The following is a 17,428-nucleotide window of genomic DNA, read 5'->3' on the forward strand; positions in this document are numbered from 1 at the left end:
CGTCGCCCGGAAACTCTGGCTCTGATCCCACCGCCGAGCACCGGTGCGGTGCCCCAGCATCGGGGGGACGGCTCTTCGGCCGCGACGACTTCTGGGAGGAAGAGATGAGACGGTACGTACGGCGTGGTGCGGCCCTGCTGGGAGCAGGTGCGGCGGCGGTGGCCCTGGTCATCGGAGCAGGCCCGGGCGGAGCGGAGCCTGCCGCCGCGACTGGTTCGCTGAAGATGGTTGCCCTGGGGGACTCCTCAGCAGCGGGCCCCCTGGTCGGGACCCAGAGCAGCCTGGACTGCCTGCGCTCGACCTCGAACTGGCCGGCCGTCGCCGCGCGGGCGCTCGGCGCCCAGCTGATCGACGTGACCTGCTCGGGGGCGACCACCGCCGACCTGACCGGACGACGGTTCGGCTACATCGCCCCGCAGCTCGATGCGGTCACCGCCGACACCGACATCGTCACGGTGGCCATCGGCGCCAACGACATCAACATGGGCGGCACCGTGCTCGGGTGCACCCAGCCGTTGCCCGAGCCGCTCGGAGTCTCGTGCAAATCGTGGATGACGGCGCTCGGTGACACCACCGACGCCCAGCTGGCGGCGGTTCGGCCGAAGATCGTCGACGCGGTGAACCGGATCCACACGCGGGCGCCCGGAGCCGCCGTCCACCTCGTCGGCTACCTGCGCTACTGGGACGAGACCGGCTGCTATCCGACCGACCCGATCTGGACCGTCGACGCGCAGTGGCTGCAGTCCATCTTCGACCGGACCAACGCGATGCTCCGTCGGGCCGCGGAGGAGAGCGGAGCGACCTACATCGACATCGCCACGCCGAGCACCGGCCACGGCGTCTGCGCCCCCTACGCGAGCAAGTGGGTCGAAGGGTTCATCCCGACCAGCGCCGCGGCGCCGTATCACCCGAACCAGAGCGGCATGGACGCGGCCGGGGCCCTCGTCGCCTCGGCGATCGGCCGATAGGTCCTAGCGAGCGGCTCGGTGCCCGCCCGTTGCGCCGGTCTCGGCGACGAGCGGGAGGGTGCCGAGCTCGATCGTGACATGGATGCCGTCCTCGTCACGGTAGGCGGTGAGGCCGTTCATCGTGGCCATGTCGACGCCCTTCTCCCGCATGTGCACGACGATCTGGTCGATGGCCAGCGCGAGCCGGGCCTGGGACACGGACTTGTTGCGCCACTTGACCTGGTTCTCGGTGAAGTAGGGGGTTGCCTTCTCGGCGAGCGTGGCCACAGCGTCACGGTGGGCAGCACTGGACATGGGGACCCTCCAGGGTGCACGAGATGGGGGAGCTCGACGGGAGCAGTCGGCGGTTGCGACTGTAAGCGAACTAACCAAAAAATCGAAACCCGAGATCCACCGGCGCTAGTAAGGTGCAAAGAGTGACGGGTGAGACTGGTTGGCAACGACACACCGAGGCCGTCGAGCGGCTGACGACTTCCTATACGAAGATTCCAGAGGGCGCTCCGGTCAGGCTCGCCAAGCGGACCACCAATCTCTTCCGTGCCCGGGCCGCGACCAGCGCCCCGGGTCTCGACGTCTCGGGCCTCGCCGGCGTGATCGAGGTCGATGCCGAGGCGGGCACCGCCGACGTACAGGGCATGTGCACCTACGAAGACCTCGTCGACGTCACCCTGACCTACGGGATGATCCCCTACGTCGTCCCTCAGCTGCGTACGATCACGCTCGGCGGCGCGGTGACCGGGATGGGCATCGAGGCCACGTCGTTCCGTAACGGGCTCCCGCACGAGTCGGTGCTGGAGATGGACATCCTGACCGGGGCCGGCGAGATCGTCACGACGCGACCAGGGGAGGACCTGTTCGACACCTTCCCCAACTCCTACGGCTCGCTCGGCTATGCGACAAGGCTCAAGATCAAGCTGGAGAAGGTGCCCGGCTATGTCGCCCTGCGCCACGTGCGCTTCGACGACCTCGGCCTGCTCACCAAGACGATCGCGCAGATCACCGAGACGAGGACCTACGAGGGGGAGCGGGTCGACGGGCTCGACGGGGTCGCCTTCGAGCCGGGGGAGTACTACCTCACCCTGGCGACCTGGACCGAGAGGGCCACGCAGACTCCGAGCGACTACGGCGGCCAGCAGATCTACTACCGCTCGATCCAGCAGCGAGAGACGGACCTGCTGACGACCTACGACTACCTGTGGCGCTGGGACACCGACTGGTTCTGGTGCTCGGGCGCCTTCGGCGCGCAGAACAAATACCTCCGCCGGGTGTGGCCGCGCCGGCTGCGGCGCTCCGACGTCTACATGAAGCTCGTCGGGCTGGACCGGAGGTTCGGCATCGCCGACAAGCTCGACGCGCGCGCCGGGCGGCTGCTGCGGGAGCGGGTGATCCAGGACATCGAGGTCCCGGTCGAGAACCTGCCGGCGTTCCTGGAGTGGTTCGACGCCGAGATCGGGATGCGGCCGGTGTGGCTGTGCCCGCTGGTCTCCCAGGGGACGAGCGAGGGCGGCAAGTGGCCGACCTACCCGCTCGAGGCCGGCCGGACGTACGTCAACGTCGGCTTCTGGGGCACCGTCCACGTCGGCCCGAGCGCGGTGAACGCTCCGAAGAACCGCGCGATCGAGGAGCAGGTCCACGAGCTCGGCGGGCATAAATCGCTCTACTCCGAGGCGTTCTACGACAAGGATGTCTTCAACGCTCTCTATGACGGGGACAACCTCGCAGCCGTGAAGGCGAGGTATGACCCTGGCAACCGGTTGACCGATCTGTACAGCAAGGCGGTGAAGAGACTGTGAACCAAATCGCAGAGACCATCAACGAACTCTTCGACGGTGGGCTGCCGATCAAGCTCACCGCGTACGACGGCAGTGTCGCCGGCGACAAGGACTCTCCCTTCGGGATGGAGATCCTCAACGCCCGCGGGCTCGCCTTCCTGCTGACCGCGCCGGGTGACCTCGGCCTGGCCCGTGCCTACGTCAGCGGCGACCTCGCCCTCCACGGCATCCATCCGGGCGACCCCTACCCGCTCCTGGACCTGGTCCTGGACAAGACCGACTTCCAGCGGCCCGGCCCGCGCGAGATGGTCGAGCTCGTGCGTGCGCTCGGGGTGACGACCTTCGTACCGCCCAAGCCGCCGCCGCAGGAGCACCTGCCCGCATGGCGGCAGCGGGCCGAGAACGTACGTCACCTCTCGGGCCGTGCGCTCAGCGCGCTGCCGTGGACGCGGCACTCGCCCGAGCGTGACGCCGACGCGATCCACCACCACTACGACGTCTCCAACACCTTCTACGAGTACGTCCTCGGCCCGTCGATGACCTACACGTGTGCGCTCTACCCGACCGATGACGCCACCCTCGAAGAGGCGCAGGCGGCCAAGTACGACCTGATCTGCCGCAAGCTCGGGCTCGAGCCCAGTATGCGGCTGCTCGACATCGGCTGTGGCTGGGGCGGGATGGTGCGCCACGCCGCCAAGAACTACGGGGTGAAGGCGCTCGGCGTGACGCTGTCGCGCGAGCAGGCCAACTGGGCCCAGCGGGCGATCAAGGCCGATCGCCTCGACGACGTCGCCGAGGTGCGTTTCTCCGACTACCGCGACGTGGTCGAGGGCGACTTCGACGCGGTCAGCTCGATCGGGCTCACCGAGCACATCGGCGTGGCCAACTACCCGTCCTACTTCGGATTCATCAGGGGCAAGCTGCGCGACGGCGGCCGGCTGCTCAACCACTGCATCACCCGCCCCGACAACGTCTCGAAGGCGAGCGCGGGGGCGTTCATCGACCGCTACGTCTTCCCCGACGGCGAGCTGATCGGCTCGGGCACCATCGTCTCCGCGATCGAGAACACCGGTCTCGAGGTGCAGCACCACGAGAACATCCGGGTCCACTACGCCAAGACCCTCACGGCGTGGAACCGCAACCTCCGCGACAACTGGGACGCCTGCGTCAACGAGGTCGGCCTCGGCACCGCCAAGGTCTGGGGCATCTACATGGCCGGCTCCCGGATCGGCTTCGAGCGCAACAACATCCAGCTCCACCACGTGCTCGCCACCAAGACCGTCGACGGTCACTCGGGCTACCCCCTGCGGCACACCTTCTGAGGCGGAGAGTGGGCGAAAGTGGCAGGTCGGACCGCGGTCCGGCGGCCACTTTCGCCCACTCTGTCGTGGCGTCCCTGTCGGAATCGGTGGATTCTGTTCGTGGAGTGGGTGAGACATCCTGTTCCAGCCGAAGGAGACAGCCATGGAGACCTACAACCTCGCCGAGATGTACGACGCCCCGTCGATGTCATGGGCGGAGGTGACCGCTCGACTGGACCAGGGCTTCAACCAGGGGCCCGGGTCGCAGGAGGGCGAGCCCGGCCGCTACACGACATGGGTGAGCACGATCAACGCCGACGGCGGCCCGCACATGAACGCTGTCGGCGCCGTGTGGTTCGAGGGCAGCTTCTACCTGGTCACCGGACCGCGTACACGGCGCGGCCGCAACCTGGCCCGCGACCCGCGTTGCGCGCTGTCCCTGTCGGTGCGCGAGTTCGACCTGGTCGTCGAGGGCCGCGTGACCCGCGTGCTCGGCGACGAGCTCGAACGCGTGGCCAGGCACTACCACGACGACGAGGGCTGGCCGGCCGAGGTCGACGGGTCGGGCGAGGCCTTGACGGCCCCGTTCAACGCGCAGAGCGCGGGCCCGGCACCATGGCACCTACATCGCATCGAGCTCACCTCGGCGCACGCGGTGGCGACGGTGGAGCCCTACGGCGCGACCCGCTGGCGGTTCTGAGATGACCGACCTGTTCGCCGGGCTTCCGGTCACGGACCTGGCGCGAGCGGCCCGCTGGTACGAGGCGCTGCTCGCGGGTCCGCCTGCCTTCTATCCCAACGACACCGAGGCCGTCTTCGAGGTCACCGAGCACGGCTACGTCTACGTCGAGGTGAGGCCCGAGCTCGCCGGGCGTGGGTTCGTCACGCTCTTCGTCGACGACCTGGACACCCGCCTCGCCGCGATCGCAGAACGCGGCCTGCGGCCGGAGTCGCAGGAGACGTACGACAACGGGGTCCGCAAGACCATCTTCCGTGACCCGGACGGAAATGAGATCGGTCTGGGAGGTGGCCCGGCGGACGCCAGCGATGCAGGCGGCTGAGCCCGGCGCGGATAACCTTGGCATGATGAGTGTCAAGGCCCAGCAGTACGCCGCGGAGGTGCTGCGGCGCGAGCAGATCACGCCCCACCTCGTACGTCTGGTGCTCGGCGGTCCCGGGTTGGCCGGGTTCGAGTCGACCGGGATCCCCGATGAGTGGGTCGGGCTGATCGTGCCCGGACAGTTCCAGTCGCGCTACTACACCGTGCGGTCGTGGCAGGACGGCGAGCTGACTCTCGACGTCGTCGTGCACGACGTCGGCCTGGTGACCGAGTGGGCCACTCGTCTCGATCCCGTGGGGCAGACCGTCACGATCACCGAGGCGAAGGGCTCCTACGCCGCGCCGGAGGCCGCCGAGTGGCTGCTGCTGGTCGGTGACCTGACGGCGATGCCGGCGATGGCGCGGATCGCCGAGACCACCACCCTGCCGACGCGGATCTGGGCCGAGGTGCCCGACGACCTGCCCGGCTACCTCCCCGACTCTGCCGAGGTCACCTGGTCGGCGCCGCCCTCGGAGACCTCGTCCGACCTGGCTGCGGTCGTGGAGAAGATCGACTGGCCCGCTGGCGACGGCTACTTCTGGATGGCCGGTGAGTCGAGCCAGATGCGGGCGATCCGCAAGCATCTGATGCGGGAGCGGAAGCTCGACTCCCACGCCTACGACGTGATGGGCTATTGGCGCGGCGGCGGCCAGAAGCGGCAGCCGCGCGCGGTCGATCCCGGACCGATCTGGCGTGAAGGCAAGGCCCAGGGGCTCACCGACGAGCAGATCTGGCAGCGATACGACGAGCAACAGGAGCAACAGTGACCGATCCGGAGACCCAGTCAGCTTTCCGGAGCGGCTTCGTGTCGTTCGTCGGACGCCCCAACGCGGGCAAGTCGACCCTGACCAACGCGCTGGTGGGCACCAAGGTGGCGATCACCTCGGACAAGCCGCAGACCACCCGCACCGTGGTCAAGGGCATCGTGCACCGCCCCGACGGCCAGCTGATCCTGGTCGACACCCCGGGGATCCACCGGCCGCGTACGCTGCTCGGCGAGCGGCTCAACGACCTGGTCGAGGCCACCTGGACCGAGGTCGACGTGGTCGCGATCTGCTTCCCGTGCAACGAGAAGATCGGCCCCGGTGACCGTCGGATCGCGGAGAGCGCCAACAAGCTCAAGAAGGGCATCAAGCGGGTCGCGGTCGCCACCAAGACCGACCTCGCCACGCCCGAGCAGATCGGCGAGCACCTGATGTCGATCCAGGCCCTCGGGACCGAGCTCGGCATCGAGTGGGCCGAGATCGTTCCCGTCTCCAGCGTCGGCGGCGACCAGGTCGACCTGCTCGCCGAGCTGCTGATCAAGCTCCTCCCCGAAGGTCCGCCGCTCTACCCCGACGGCGAGCTCACCGACTCCCCGGAGGAGATCATCATCGCCGAGCTGATCCGCGAGGCGGCTCTGGAAGGCGTACGCGACGAGCTCCCGCACTCCATCGCGGTCGTCGTCGAGGAGATGCGTCTGCGCGAGGACCGCCCCGAGGACAAGCCGCTGATGGACATCCACGCCTTCCTGTACGTCGAGCGCGACTCCCAGAAGGGCATCGTGATCGGTCACAAGGGCTCACGGCTCAAGGACGTCGGGCAGCGCGCACGCCTGCAGATCAAGGAGCTGCTCGGGATGCCGGTCTACCTCGACCTGCACGTCAAGATCGCCAAGGACTGGCAGCGGGACCCACGGCAGCTGCGCAAGCTGGGCTTCTGAACGCAGGCCCGCTGGTCAGCTGGGCGCCCAGCAGATCCCGTACGTCTGACCGCCCTGCCACTGCTCAGCGCTGGGGAACTCCCAGGACCACTCGTATTTCAGCGGGTCGTCGGCGACCTCGGCGGCAGCGGCCTTGCAGTCCTCGGCGCCGGCGCTGTTGACCTTCGCCTCGCCGGGGTATTTCCCGGAGCCGAGGTCGATGACCGAGAGCGCCCGCCAGCTGTGCTTGAGGGAGCACGGGACGCGCTTGAAGGCTTCCGACTTCGGCGAAGCGGTGCCGCACATCCGGAACGGCTCGGCGGTCTCGGCGTTGCCCAGGACACCCTTCATGTTGCCCTTGAGCGTCATCAGCGCCTCGGGGCCGGCGATGCCGATCACGTCGCAGCGGAACCAGTTGGCGCCGGCCTCGGACTCCTCGATGGTCGGCGTGAACCACACCGGGCGGAGCATCGAGAGGCGCAGATCGTCGGCGTTGCCGCCGAGATACCGGGTGACCTTGTTGGGGCATGCGGCGGCGACCTGAGCCGCGACCTGCTCGGAGTCGACGGCGAGGAGGTGGCCGTCGACGACGTTCTTCAGCCGGCCCACGGCGTAGGTCTGGGTGGTGTGCTTGCCCTTGCAGCTCACCGCGGTCCCGCCGGCGGTCGGGGCGAGCGCCTCCTTGTAGCTGAGGTTGTAGCAGGCGCCCTCCTTGGGGCTCGGCGCCGGAGAGGCGGAGGCAGAGGGCGGGGCCGACGAGGGTGAGGGAGCCGACTTCGGCTCGCCCCCGCCACAGCCGGCGAGAGCCATCGCTCCCACGACGACGAGAGCTCCCCACAGAGCGGGCTCGAGACCCCGCTTCAGCTCTTTGTGTCGCATGCTCACTCCTCGGTCACCGCCCAGCAGACCGCCCAGCGGTTGCCGGCGTTCCACTCTTTCTCTCCGAACCATGTGTACCCGTAGTCGAAGCTTTCCGGGTAACCCAACCAGGCGTTGACGGAGCCTTTGCAGTATTGAGAGGCCTTCTTCTTGGACTCCGCCACACCGGGGAACTCGGTCGCGGCCTCGCCCAGCTTGATGGTCGTCACCGCCCGCATCTGGTGCGGCTCGGAGCACGGCACCTTCGCGGAGGCGACCGTCTTGCCCTGCGCGCACACCATCCAACGGTCCTCGATGTCCTCGATGTTCTTGACCTTGAGGAGGTTGCGGGTGGTGGTCGGCAGGTCGACGTACTCGGCACCCTGCTGGCCACCCCCGACCACGTCGCAGCGGATCCAGCGCGCGCCCTCGTCCCAGGCCTTCTCCGAGGGACCGAAGTAGACGTGGGAGAGCATCGAGCGCATCAGCACGCTCTGGTTGGTCCCGACGTATTTCTCCAGCAGCTTGCGGCACTGGCTGAAGGCCCACTCGTTGACCTTCTCGTCGCCGTACTCGGCGTCCTTGAACTCGTCCGGGAGCGGTCCGGCGCCGAAGGTCTCGGCGTTGTGTGGCTCGTCGCAGGCGACGTACTTGTCGAAGTTGTAGGCCTCGGCGACGTCCTCGTGGGTCAGGTTGCGGCACTTGCCGACCTCGGGCACTGCGGTCGAGTCCACCTGCTTCGGGTCCTCGCCCTTGGCGGCCGCCCGGTCACCGCCGCACCCGCTGAGCGCGAGGGCAGCGAGCACCACGATCAGGAGGGACAGCGACGTCGTACGTCTAGGGGTATGGCCGATCACGGGGATCGACTCTACTTGCGAAGCCATGAGCGAGCCGAAAGCACAGCTCAGTCGAGGACCGCCGCCAGCGTCGCTCCGAGCTCGTACGCCGCCTCGAGATGGGTGTCCTCGACGTCGCCCAGGACGTCGAGGATGTCGAAGGCCTGGGCCCACCCCAGCGCGCCCACGATGGACTGCACCGAGCGGATCGCGCCGGTGGTGTCGTAGCGGCCGTGGACATAGAGGCCATAGGGCCGCTTGGAGGTGGCACCCGCAGACTCACCCGCCCCTCCGGACGGGTCGAGGGCGCCGCCGACGGCCAGGAAGGTGGAGTCGAAGAAGTGCTTCAGGGCGCCCGACATGTAGCCGAAGTTCGCCGAGGTCCCGAGCACGTAGCCATCGGCCGCCAGGACGTCCTCGGCGCTCGCCTCCAGGGCGGGACGGACGACGACCTCGACGCCCTCGATCTCGGGATCCTCGGCGCCGGAGACCACCGCATCGGTCAGCCGCTGCAGCGAGCGGGTCGGGGAGTGGTGGACGATCAGCAGGCGCGGCATCAGTCGGCGCCCAGCCGGCGGCCGGTGACCTCCTTGGGGTGCAGGCGCACCCACAACGGACGAGGACCCGTCGGCCAGGTGTGGAGGTCCTTGACGGCGTCGGGGATCTGGTCCTCGTGGTAGAGGATCTCCGCGCGACCCTTGAACTGCACCGACCAGCCCACGTGGGTGTCGGGATCGAGATCGTCGACCAGCAGCGCGACCGCGCTCTCGTCGATCTGCTCGGCCATCGAGGAGTGCGCCGAGGTGCGGATCCAGACGCTCTTCTCGTGCACGACATGGTTGACCGGCAGCACCACCGGGCCGCCTGGACCGGTCCAACCGATCCGGGAGATCTGGGTGCCTGTGGCGAGCCGCCAGGACTCCTCGACGGTGAGCTCTTCCAGATGGGCCACGCCCGTTCCTCCCAGTTCGTCGTCGGTTGATCGACAGATCGGTGCCAGTCTGCCAGTTCTGTTCTGTTATTGTTACCGACGTCATGATGCGCAGCCTCCTCCTTAGCTGCCGCAGCGGGGTCTGAGACAGCCGGACTCCCTCGCTGCGGAGGTTCGACGTGCGCCGGCACTCGCTCCCACCTGATGAGGATTCCGCATGACCAACCTGAGCAACTCCAGCAACCAGCAGAAGCCGTCGGGGATGCCGTTCGAGCGCTACCGCGCGTTCGTGCCCGTCGACGTACCCGACCGCACCTGGCCCGCCAAGAAGATCACCAAGGCTCCGCGGTGGCTCTCCACCGACCTGCGTGACGGCAACCAGGCCCTGATCGACCCGATGACGCCGGCCCGCAAGCTGCGGATGTTCGAGCTGCTGGTCGCGATGGGCTACAAGGAGATCGAGGTCGGCTTCCCGAGCGCGAGCCAGACCGACTTCGACTTCGTGCGCAAGCTGATCGAGGAGGACCGGATCCCCGACGACGTACAGATCTCGGTCCTGACTCAGGCGCGCGAGGACCTCATCTCGCGCACGGCCGAGTCGCTGGCCGGTGCCCCGCGTGCCACGATCCACCTCTACAACGCCACCGCCGAGCTGTTCCGCCGGGTCGTGTTCAACGTGACCCCGGCCGAGTGCATCGGGATCGCCGTGCGCGGCACCGAGATGGTGATGAAGTACGCCGAGGAGCACGTCCCCGAGCTGGTCGGCACCGAGGACTTCGGCTACCAGTACAGCCCGGAGATCTTCACCCAGACCGACACCGACTACGCGCTCGAGGTCTGTGAGCGGGTGAGCGACGTGTGGCAGCCGGAGGCCGGCCGGGAGATCATCCTGAACCTGCCCGCCACCGTGGAGATGTCCACGCCCAACACCTACGCGGACCAGATCGAATACTTCGGCCGCGGCCTGACCCGCCGCGAGCACTCGGCGATCTCGCTGCACCCGCACAACGACCGCGGCACCGCGGTCGCGGCCACCGAGCTCGGCCTGATGGCCGGCGCCGACCGCGTCGAGGGCTGCCTGTTCGGCCACGGCGAGCGCACCGGCAACGTCGACCTGGTCACCCTGGGCATGAACCTCTTCTCCCAGGGCATCGACCCGCAGATCGACTTCACCGTCGGCGGCGGCATCGACGAGATCCGCCGCACCGTCGAGTACGTCACCAACATCAACGTCCACCCGCGCCACCCCTACGCCGGCGACCTCGTCTACACCGCCTTCTCCGGCTCCCACCAGGACGCCATCAAGAAGGGCCTGGAGGACCTCGACCGGATCGCCGCCGAGGCCGGCAAGCCGACCAGCGAGATTCCGTGGGAGGCGCCCTACCTGCCCATCGACCCCAAGGACGTCGGCCGCACCTACGAGGCCGTCATCCGGGTCAACAGCCAGTCCGGCAAGGGCGGCGTCGCCTACCTGCTCAAGACCGAGCACTCCCTGGACCTGCCGCGTCGGGCGCAGATCGAGTTCAGCCGGGTCGTCCAGCAGCACACCGACACCGAGGGCGGCGAGGTCGCGCCGGCGGAGATCTGGTCGATCTTCTCCGCGGAGTACCTCGAGCGTGAGGAGCCGTACGCCCTGGAGAGCTGGTCCTCGGTGACCGACGCCGAGGGCGGCGACCAGCAGGTCGTCGACCTCCGCGTCCGCGGTGAGAAGCGCACCTACAAGGGTGTCGGCAACGGCCCGGTGGCCGCCTTCGTCGACGCGCTGAAGGAGGCCGGAGCGGAGATCCGGGTCCTCGACTACGCCGAGCACGCGCTCTCGTCCGGCGGCGACGCGGCCGCGGCTGCGTACGTCGAGTGTGAGATCGCCGGCGAGATCGTCTGGGGCATCGGCATCCACGAGAACATCGTCACCGCCTCCCTGCGGGCCGTCGTCTGCGCGGCCAACCGCGCCCAGGCGGTCACGATCCCGCGCGCCTGACGCGCTCCCGGCGCCGCCGCGGGGTCACCCCCGCGGCGGCGCTCCGCGCAGGCCGACCACCAGGCCCAGCGCGACCACGACCGTGCCCGCCCAGATCATCGGGCCGGGCACGATCCCGTTGAGAGGTACGCCGAAACCGGCCGCCGCCACCGGGACCACCCCCGTCAGCAGGCCGGCCCGCCCGGAGCCGAGGCGCCCGACCGCGGTGAACCAGAGCAGGAACGCGAGCGTGGTGACGACCACCGCCAGATGAAGGGCCGCCATCAGGTCGACGGAGTCGAGCGTGGCGACGGCGGTCGGCCCTTCGGTCATGACGCCGACGACGGCCATGCCGGCGGCGGCCATCCACACCGCGTGGAACGAGACGCCGAAGGCACCCAGGCGGGGGAGGACGGGAACGGCCAGGAGCGTGAAGCCCGCCTCGCAGACCAGCACCAGGAGCGCGTAGCCGATCCCGGCGGCGTCGGTCCTCCCGAATCCCTCGACCAGAGCGGCCCCCGCCGTCACGACGACGGCCCCGACGACCACGGCGCGCGGCGGGAGGGTGCGGGTCGCGACGGCCGGGACGACCGCGAGCAGCATCGGGACCGCGGCGACCGCCACGCCGATCACCGCCGGTTCGGCGTGCGCGACGCCACGGACGACACCGACGTTGAACAGCACCAGGCCCACGGCCGCCACCCCGGCCAGCCACAGCCACTCGCGACCACGCGGCCGCGGCACCTGCCAGCCGGTGACGCGTGCGACCACGAGCAGGAGGAGCGCGGCGAGGGCGTACCGGACCGTCTGGAGGGTGAAGAGCGGGGCATCGGTGATGGCGGCCGAGACGGCGACGCTGCTGCCGACGCAGGCCATCCCGGCTGCGGCGAACACGATGGCGAGCAGGGTGCCGCGACGGGGCGGTGCTCCGGTGTGCCTGGCGGAGCCGGTGTCGGGTCGGGGGAGGGCTTTGACGGTCATGGGGACAAGGTTGGCTGCCTCTTGGTCCGCCAGACAGATCCAAACCTGGCGTGGCAGAGTGGACCAAGTGACCGGAGCGGACTTCCTGCAGCTCGACCCGTCCGGAGTGCCGTCAGGTGGGCTGGCGACCTGGCTCACCGCCGCGCTGCGCGACGCGGTGACCGATGGCCGTCTCGTGGTCGGCGCCCGCGTGCCGGCCTCGCGCACCCTCGCCGCCCAGCTCGGCATCTCGCGCGGGGTGGTGGTCGAGGCGTACCAGCGGCTCACCGACGAGGGCCTGCTCTCCGCACGCAGCGGCGGCGGCACCCGGGTGAGCGCGGCTCCTGGAGCCGTACGTCGCCTGGGTCCTGCCACTCGGCCACCGACCCCCGATCTGGACCTCTCCCCGGGGGTGCCGGATCTCTCGGCGTTCCCGCGGGCCGCCTGGGCCAAGGCCTCGCGGGAGGTGCTCGCCGAGATCGGCAGCGCCGACCTCGGCTACGGCGACCCGCGGGGAGTGCCGGTGCTCCGGGAGGCGCTCGCGGTCTGGCTGGGACGCACCCGGGGGATCACCGTCTCGCCCGACGAGATCCTGGTGGTCAACGGCGTCGCCCAGGGTCTGGTTCTCCTGGCCCGGTGGCTCGAGGAGCGGGGCCGGACCAGGATCGGCTTCGAGGAGCCGGGGTCCTACGGCGTACGAGTGCATCTGCAACGGTGGGGGATGACCACGGTCCCGGTGCCGGTGGACGGTGACGGTCTGGACGTGGCGGCACTCGAGGCCAGCGGGGTCGATGCCGTCGTGGCCACTCCGGCTCACCAGTTCCCGACCGGTGTCGTGCTCGCGCCGCGGCGCCGCCGCGAGCTGGTCGAGTGGGCCCGGGCCGCGCCGCACCGGTTGGTGATCGAGGACGACTACGACGCCGAGCACCGCTATGACAGGCCGCCGGTCTCTGCGGTGAAGGTGCTCGCGCCTGACCGCGTCGTCCACCTCGGCAGCGTGTCCAAGACGTTGGCGCCGGCGATGCGGCTCGGCTGGCTGATCGCCCCGGCCGACCTCCAGGAGGAGCTGGTCGAGGCCCGCTACTGGCTCGATCTGGCCAGCCCGGCGCTGCCGCAGGTCACCCTCGCTCGGATGCTGGCCTCAGGTGCCTTCGAACGTCACCTGCGGCTGGTCCGGCTTCGGCACCAGGCACGCCGCGACGCCCTGCTCGAGGCGCTCACCGAGCACCTCCCCGCTGCACGGATCCAGGGGGTGGCGGCAGGCCTGCACGTGCTGGCGACGCTTCCCGACGGGGTCGACGACACGGCCGTCGCCGCGGTCGCGCTCGAGGCGGGCATCGGCGTCCATCCGTTGAGCCGGCACCGGGAGGGCGACGGTCCGCCGGGCCTGGTGATCGGCTACGCGGCGACGTCGCCCGACCGCCTCCGGGAGGCGGTCAGGCGGCTGGCGCCGCTGATCTCCTAAGAGGTCCTAGGACTCGACGTCGTACTTCGCGCAGAGCCCCAGTCGGCTGCCGGCGATCCAGGCGGTCTTGAACGGAGCCTTGAACATCGTCGCCTCGCTCGGGCAGCCGCCCAGCCCCTGGATGTTGGTCTCGGTCTGGTCGGGGAAGTCGTCACCGGTCATCTCGAAGGTGTCGACGACGATGTAGTCGTGGGTGGTCCCGCACCGGACGACCTTGTCGATGGTGCTGTCGATGCAGGCCCGGAGGTCGGTCGGGAACGGGTTGGGGACCGGGTCCTCGGGCAGCTCGATCATCGGGGCCTTCTGGACCGTGACGCCGACGTCGCACCTCACGTAGCGGTCACCGTCGTTCCAGGTGGCCTCCGTGGGCCAGTACCAGCTCACGATGTAGGCGGTGCGCGCCAGTGCCTCCGGGTTCAGCCCGAGGCCGGTCTCCAGGCGGGTGAAGCAGGCGGCTCCGGCGGCCTCGTTGTCGTTGTATTCCTTGACGTCGGTGGCGACATGGAAGGTGTAGAGCGTGTGCGGCTCGGCGCAGTCCACTGGCTCGCTCTCGTCGACGAACTCGTTGGCTGCGGAGTAGTCGAGGTTGCGGCACTCGCCGACCTCGGGTACGTCGCCACCGCGAGTGCTCACGAAGTAGATCAGGCCGCCGATGAGGCCGACGGCCACCACCGCGGCGAGCACGCCGCCGACCAGTCGGCCGGTGCGCCTCGGCTTCGCCGGGCGCTGCTGACCGGTGCCGGTCGGCACCGTCGTCGGCTGGTCGAAGGGCGATCCGGTGCCCGGTGGTCCGCCCGGTGGTCCGCTCGGTGGTCCGCTCGGCGGGCCCACGGGCGGCACGTACGACGCCGACTTCTGCCAGGGCGACGTCGAGGTGGGCGGCGGTGGCTGGGCTGCGGCGTGAGCCCGTGGGGCGCCGGTGGCCGGGGAGCCCGCGACCGCACCACGGAGCGCCTCGCCGAACGAGCGGGCATCGGGCCAGCGGTCCTCGGCCCGGGGCTCCAGCGCCCGGGCGATGGCCTGGCTCACGGAGGCCGGGAGGGGACGTACGGAGCCTGCCTCGGGCACTCGTGAGGTGAGCCCGAGCGCCGGGGCGGGGGAGCGACCGGCGAGCAGGGCCCAGGCGACCGCACCGAGAGCGCGTACGTCGGCGCGGTGGTCGATCGGCAGCGTCGGGTCGAGCTGCTCGGGCGCCATGTAGGACGGGGTGCCGATGTCGCGGGTGACCTCGTTGAGCGAGTCGAGCGAGCGGGCCACGCCGAGGTCGGCGATCATCACCCGGCGAGCGCCGGCGGTGCCGCCGGAGGTCTCGGAGGTGAGCAGCAGGTTGGCGGGCTTGATGTCGCGATGGATCACCCCGCGCGCCTTCAGCGCCATCAGCCCGTCGGCGGCCTGGGCGACGATGTCAGCGACCTCGTGCGCGTCCAGGCCGCCCGGCGAGCGCTTGAGCAGGTCGGCGACCGAGCCGCCGTCGGCGTACGACATCACGAAGAAGGGGATGCCGGTGCTGGTCTGACCGATGTCGTAGACACGGACGACATGGGGTGAGTCGACCGAGCGGAGCAGCCGCGCCTCCTGCAGGAAGCGCTTGTGGATCTCCGGGTTCGACACCCAGCCGGGGGAGAGCGCCTTGACCGCGACGTGGGAGTCGAGATCGGGGTCGTAGTAGAGCCAGACGGAGGCGAACGCACCCGCACCGATGTGGCGGACCTGCTGCAGCCTCCCGAGATGGGTCGGGAAGGTCGAGCTCATCGCGGGCGTCCCCGAGATCCATGCCGGTCGGTCATGCCCGAATCATGCCCTGAATCCGGCCTCGGCGGCCGTGGTGACACCGGTTTCGAACGGTTTCGCAAAGAAATCGAGATCTAGGTGTGACGCCTAGGGAGCGCGCCAGGACCGCTCGCGCTTGACCGCGGCGTGCTCGTCCGAGCCGACGTTCTCCCGCAGCTCCTTGGCGGACTCGCGGATGGCGTCGGAGATGATCTCGTGGACGCGGGGATCGGCCAGCCCCTCGTCGACCAGGCGCAGTACGGTGTCGGCGACGAGACGGACGATGTCGTCGTGGAAGGGCAGGTACTTCAGCTTGCCCGTCGTCTGGTCCTGGCGGATCAGGTCGATGATGAGCGTGTCGATCTCGGCGCGGTTCTCCTCGATCGCGCTGGAGATGTGCCGGGTGTAGTTGCCGGTCTGGATCACCGCGATCACCTCGTCGAGCACCGCGACCGTGATCGGCTTGCGGATCGCGTTGACGATGGCTCCGGAGAACCTCCCGACCACGTACGCCGAGATCCGGTCGCCGAAGGCACGGTCGGCCGCGCGCATCAGGCGCACGAGGATCACCACCACGCGCAGCAGCCGGAGACTGCGGAAGGCGGGGCTCGCGGCGACCCCGAGCGGGATCATGCCGAGCAGCTCGTACCAGTAGAGCAGCGGGAACCGCCAGCCGAGCCCGGATCGGGACCACCGCCACGCGAACTCGACGGCGAAGATCCCGCACACGACATAGTCGGCGAGGACGACCCGGTCGTACCAGACCGTGGATACGTCCCAGAACGTCACCCACAGGGCCGCGACGACCGAGACGACGGCCAGCGCCAGCATGAACCAGTCGACCACCGTCACCGGCGGCGTCGGGGCGGCGCCGGGCCTGCGGTCGTCGTGGCGGCGGTCGGTGCCCGGGGAACTCATGGTGGGCACGATAGGAGACGCGTCCACCAAAGCCGGCCACACGCGCCGACGACAGGAAGTTGCCCCGTCCTCGGAGTCTGTCGCTGCCACGGTTGTCGGTCCCGCACGGCAGAATGGGTCTGTGCCCCTCTACCGCGACGAGGCGATCGTGCTTCGCACCCACAAGCTGGGTGAGGCCGATCGGATCATCACCATGCTCACCCGTCACCACGGGCGGGTGCGTGCGGTGGCCAAGGGCGTGCGGCGCACCACCTCGCGGTGGGGATCGCGGCTCGAGCCGTTCACCCACGTCGACCTGCAGTTCGCCGAGGGCCGCACGCTCGACACGATCACCCAGGCCGAGACGCTGACGCTGTTCCACGCGGGGATCGGGCTCGACTACGACCGCTACACCGCCGGCACCGCGATGCTCGAGACCGCCGACCGGCTGGTGCACGAGGAGGGCGAGCCCGCGCCGCAGCAGTATCTGCTGCTCGTCGGTGGGCTGCGGGTGCTCGCCCAGGGCGACCGGCTTCCCCGGCACGTGCTCGACTCCTACCTGCTGCGCTCGCTGGCCGTCGCCGGATACGCGCCGAGCTTCGACGGGTGCGCCCGCTGCGGGCTGGAGGGCCCGCACCGGTGGTTCAACGTCTCCATGGGTGGTGCGCTGTGCACGACCTGCCGGGTGCCGGGCTCGGCGACGCCCTCGTCCGAGACGCTCACCCACCTCGGTGCGCTGCTCTCAGGCGACTGGGATACCGTCGGCCGCGCCGAGGACCGGACCAGCAGGCAGGCGAGCGGGTTGGTCGCTGCGTACCTCTCCTGGCATCTGGACCGCAACCTGCGCTCGCTCGAATACGTCGAGAGCTGAGGAACCGCATGGCCCACTCCCACGGCCACTCCCACGGCGGGCACGGGCACGACGCCGAGGTG

At 69.7% G+C, this 17,428-nt stretch carries 18 protein-coding genes; 10 read left to right on the forward strand and 8 right to left on the reverse strand.

Features of this window, described 5'->3' with window-relative positions; all coding sequences use genetic code 11:
* Positions 1-104 precede the first annotated feature (104 nt).
* Positions 105-968 carry an SGNH/GDSL hydrolase family protein gene (locus tag WBG06_RS24150; protein ID WP_336739997.1) on the forward strand — a complete coding sequence of 288 codons (864 nt, stop codon included), beginning with the start codon at positions 105-107 and terminating at the stop codon, positions 966-968.
* A 3-nt stretch (positions 969-971) separates the two neighbouring features.
* Here WBG06_RS24150 and WBG06_RS24155 read toward each other — a convergent pair whose 3' ends face one another.
* Positions 972-1,262, reverse strand: coding sequence for a hypothetical protein (locus WBG06_RS24155; RefSeq protein WP_336739999.1), 291 nt, complete (start codon positions 1,260-1,262; stop codon positions 972-974).
* 122 nt (positions 1,263-1,384) lie between these two features.
* Between WBG06_RS24155 and WBG06_RS24160 the strand changes: the two genes are divergently transcribed.
* From WBG06_RS24160 to era, 6 genes are all read left to right on the forward strand, one after another.
* Positions 1,385-2,761 (forward strand): FAD-binding oxidoreductase, encoded by a 1,377-nt coding sequence (locus WBG06_RS24160; protein WP_336740000.1) that lies wholly within the window; start codon positions 1,385-1,387, stop codon positions 2,759-2,761.
* Complete coding sequence (locus WBG06_RS24165; RefSeq protein ID WP_336740002.1) at positions 2,758-4,062, forward strand: class I SAM-dependent methyltransferase; 1,305 nt, start codon at positions 2,758-2,760, stop codon at positions 4,060-4,062. Before WBG06_RS24160 ends, WBG06_RS24165 begins: the two co-directional genes overlap by 4 nt.
* Before the next feature lie 142 nt (positions 4,063-4,204).
* Positions 4,205-4,741 carry a pyridoxamine 5'-phosphate oxidase family protein gene (locus tag WBG06_RS24170; RefSeq protein WP_336740004.1) on the forward strand — a complete coding sequence of 179 codons (537 nt, stop codon included), beginning with the start codon at positions 4,205-4,207 and terminating at the stop codon, positions 4,739-4,741.
* Position 4,742: 1 nt separating this feature from the next.
* Positions 4,743-5,102: a VOC family protein gene (locus WBG06_RS24175; protein ID WP_336740005.1), complete on the forward strand. Its 360-nt coding sequence runs from the start codon at positions 4,743-4,745 to the stop codon at positions 5,100-5,102.
* A 25-nt stretch (positions 5,103-5,127) separates the two neighbouring features.
* Positions 5,128-5,907, forward strand: a complete 780-nt coding sequence (locus WBG06_RS24180) for a siderophore-interacting protein (RefSeq protein WP_336740007.1) — start codon at positions 5,128-5,130, stop codon at positions 5,905-5,907.
* Positions 5,904-6,842, forward strand: a complete 939-nt coding sequence (era, locus tag WBG06_RS24185) for a GTPase Era (protein WP_336740009.1) — start codon at positions 5,904-5,906, stop codon at positions 6,840-6,842. The genes WBG06_RS24180 and era overlap by 4 nt, the downstream gene beginning before the upstream one ends.
* Positions 6,843-6,857: 15 nt before the next feature.
* On the opposite strand, the gene WBG06_RS24190 is transcribed toward era, so the two are convergent.
* From WBG06_RS24190 to WBG06_RS24205, 4 genes are read right to left on the reverse strand one after another with little or no spacing between them, the layout of a single operon-like run.
* Complete coding sequence (locus WBG06_RS24190) at positions 6,858-7,700, reverse strand: septum formation family protein (protein WP_336740011.1); 843 nt, start codon at positions 7,698-7,700, stop codon at positions 6,858-6,860.
* A 2-nt stretch (positions 7,701-7,702) separates the two neighbouring features.
* Positions 7,703-8,563, reverse strand: a complete 861-nt coding sequence (locus WBG06_RS24195; RefSeq protein ID WP_336740012.1) for a septum formation family protein — start codon at positions 8,561-8,563, stop codon at positions 7,703-7,705.
* Positions 8,564-8,583: 20 nt separating this feature from the next.
* Positions 8,584-9,072: a flavodoxin family protein gene (locus tag WBG06_RS24200; protein WP_336740014.1), complete on the reverse strand. Its 489-nt coding sequence runs from the start codon at positions 9,070-9,072 to the stop codon at positions 8,584-8,586.
* Complete coding sequence (locus WBG06_RS24205) at positions 9,072-9,467, reverse strand: pyridoxamine 5'-phosphate oxidase family protein (RefSeq protein ID WP_336740015.1); 396 nt, start codon at positions 9,465-9,467, stop codon at positions 9,072-9,074. Before WBG06_RS24205 ends, WBG06_RS24200 begins: the two co-directional genes overlap by 1 nt.
* 196 nt (positions 9,468-9,663) lie before the next feature.
* On the opposite strand from WBG06_RS24205, the gene leuA reads away from it, so the two are divergent.
* Positions 9,664-11,424: a 2-isopropylmalate synthase gene (gene leuA, locus WBG06_RS24210; RefSeq protein ID WP_336740017.1), complete on the forward strand. Its 1,761-nt coding sequence runs from the start codon at positions 9,664-9,666 to the stop codon at positions 11,422-11,424.
* 24 nt (positions 11,425-11,448) lie between these two features.
* Here the strand turns inward: leuA and WBG06_RS24215 are convergent, their stop codons facing one another.
* Positions 11,449-12,384 (reverse strand): DMT family transporter, encoded by a 936-nt coding sequence (locus WBG06_RS24215; protein ID WP_336740019.1) that lies wholly within the window; start codon positions 12,382-12,384, stop codon positions 11,449-11,451.
* Between the two features lie 67 nt (positions 12,385-12,451).
* On the opposite strand from WBG06_RS24215, the gene pdxR reads away from it, so the two are divergent.
* Entirely contained in the window at positions 12,452-13,828 is a 1,377-nt protein-coding gene (gene pdxR / locus WBG06_RS24220; RefSeq protein WP_336740021.1) for a MocR-like pyridoxine biosynthesis transcription factor PdxR, read from the forward strand.
* Between the two features lie 6 nt (positions 13,829-13,834).
* On the opposite strand, the gene WBG06_RS24225 is transcribed toward pdxR, so the two are convergent.
* Together WBG06_RS24225 and WBG06_RS24230 are read right to left on the reverse strand one after the other, a co-directional pair.
* A complete protein-coding gene (locus WBG06_RS24225; RefSeq protein ID WP_336740023.1) occupies positions 13,835-15,580 on the reverse strand; it encodes a serine/threonine-protein kinase in 1,746 nt (581 codons plus the stop codon).
* Positions 15,581-15,706: 126 nt separating this feature from the next.
* Positions 15,707-16,516, reverse strand: coding sequence for an ion transporter (locus tag WBG06_RS24230; protein WP_336740024.1), 810 nt, complete (start codon positions 16,514-16,516; stop codon positions 15,707-15,709).
* A 121-nt stretch (positions 16,517-16,637) separates the two neighbouring features.
* Between WBG06_RS24230 and recO the strand changes: the two genes are divergently transcribed.
* On the forward strand, positions 16,638-17,366 hold the full coding sequence (recO, locus tag WBG06_RS24235) for a DNA repair protein RecO (RefSeq protein WP_336740025.1): 729 nt from the start codon (positions 16,638-16,640) through the stop codon (positions 17,364-17,366).
* The last annotated feature ends 62 nt before the right edge of the window (positions 17,367-17,428 follow it).

It is taken from the genome of Nocardioides sp. CCNWLW239, assembly GCF_037137035.1.
Taxonomy (GTDB): domain Bacteria; phylum Actinomycetota; class Actinomycetes; order Propionibacteriales; family Nocardioidaceae; genus Nocardioides.

Coding starts and splice junctions, on each gene's coding strand:
- WBG06_RS24150 (WP_336739997.1), top strand. CDS start 105: ATGAGACGGTACGTACGGCGTGGTGCGGCCCTGCTGGGAGCAGGTGCG.
- WBG06_RS24155 (WP_336739999.1), bottom strand. CDS start 1,262: ATGTCCAGTGCTGCCCACCGTGACGCTGTGGCCACGCTCGCCGAGAAG.
- WBG06_RS24170 (WP_336740004.1), top strand. CDS start 4,205: ATGGAGACCTACAACCTCGCCGAGATGTACGACGCCCCGTCGATGTCA.
- WBG06_RS24175 (WP_336740005.1), top strand. CDS start 4,743: ATGACCGACCTGTTCGCCGGGCTTCCGGTCACGGACCTGGCGCGAGCG.
- WBG06_RS24180 (WP_336740007.1), top strand. CDS start 5,128: ATGAGTGTCAAGGCCCAGCAGTACGCCGCGGAGGTGCTGCGGCGCGAG.
- WBG06_RS24190 (WP_336740011.1), bottom strand. CDS start 7,700: ATGCGACACAAAGAGCTGAAGCGGGGTCTCGAGCCCGCTCTGTGGGGA.
- WBG06_RS24195 (WP_336740012.1), bottom strand. CDS start 8,563: ATGGCTTCGCAAGTAGAGTCGATCCCCGTGATCGGCCATACCCCTAGA.
- WBG06_RS24200 (WP_336740014.1), bottom strand. CDS start 9,072: ATGCCGCGCCTGCTGATCGTCCACCACTCCCCGACCCGCTCGCTGCAG.
- leuA (WP_336740017.1), top strand. CDS start 9,664: ATGACCAACCTGAGCAACTCCAGCAACCAGCAGAAGCCGTCGGGGATG.
- WBG06_RS24215 (WP_336740019.1), bottom strand. CDS start 12,384: ATGACCGTCAAAGCCCTCCCCCGACCCGACACCGGCTCCGCCAGGCAC.
- WBG06_RS24225 (WP_336740023.1), bottom strand. CDS start 15,580: ATGAGCTCGACCTTCCCGACCCATCTCGGGAGGCTGCAGCAGGTCCGC.
- WBG06_RS24230 (WP_336740024.1), bottom strand. CDS start 16,516: ATGAGTTCCCCGGGCACCGACCGCCGCCACGACGACCGCAGGCCCGGC.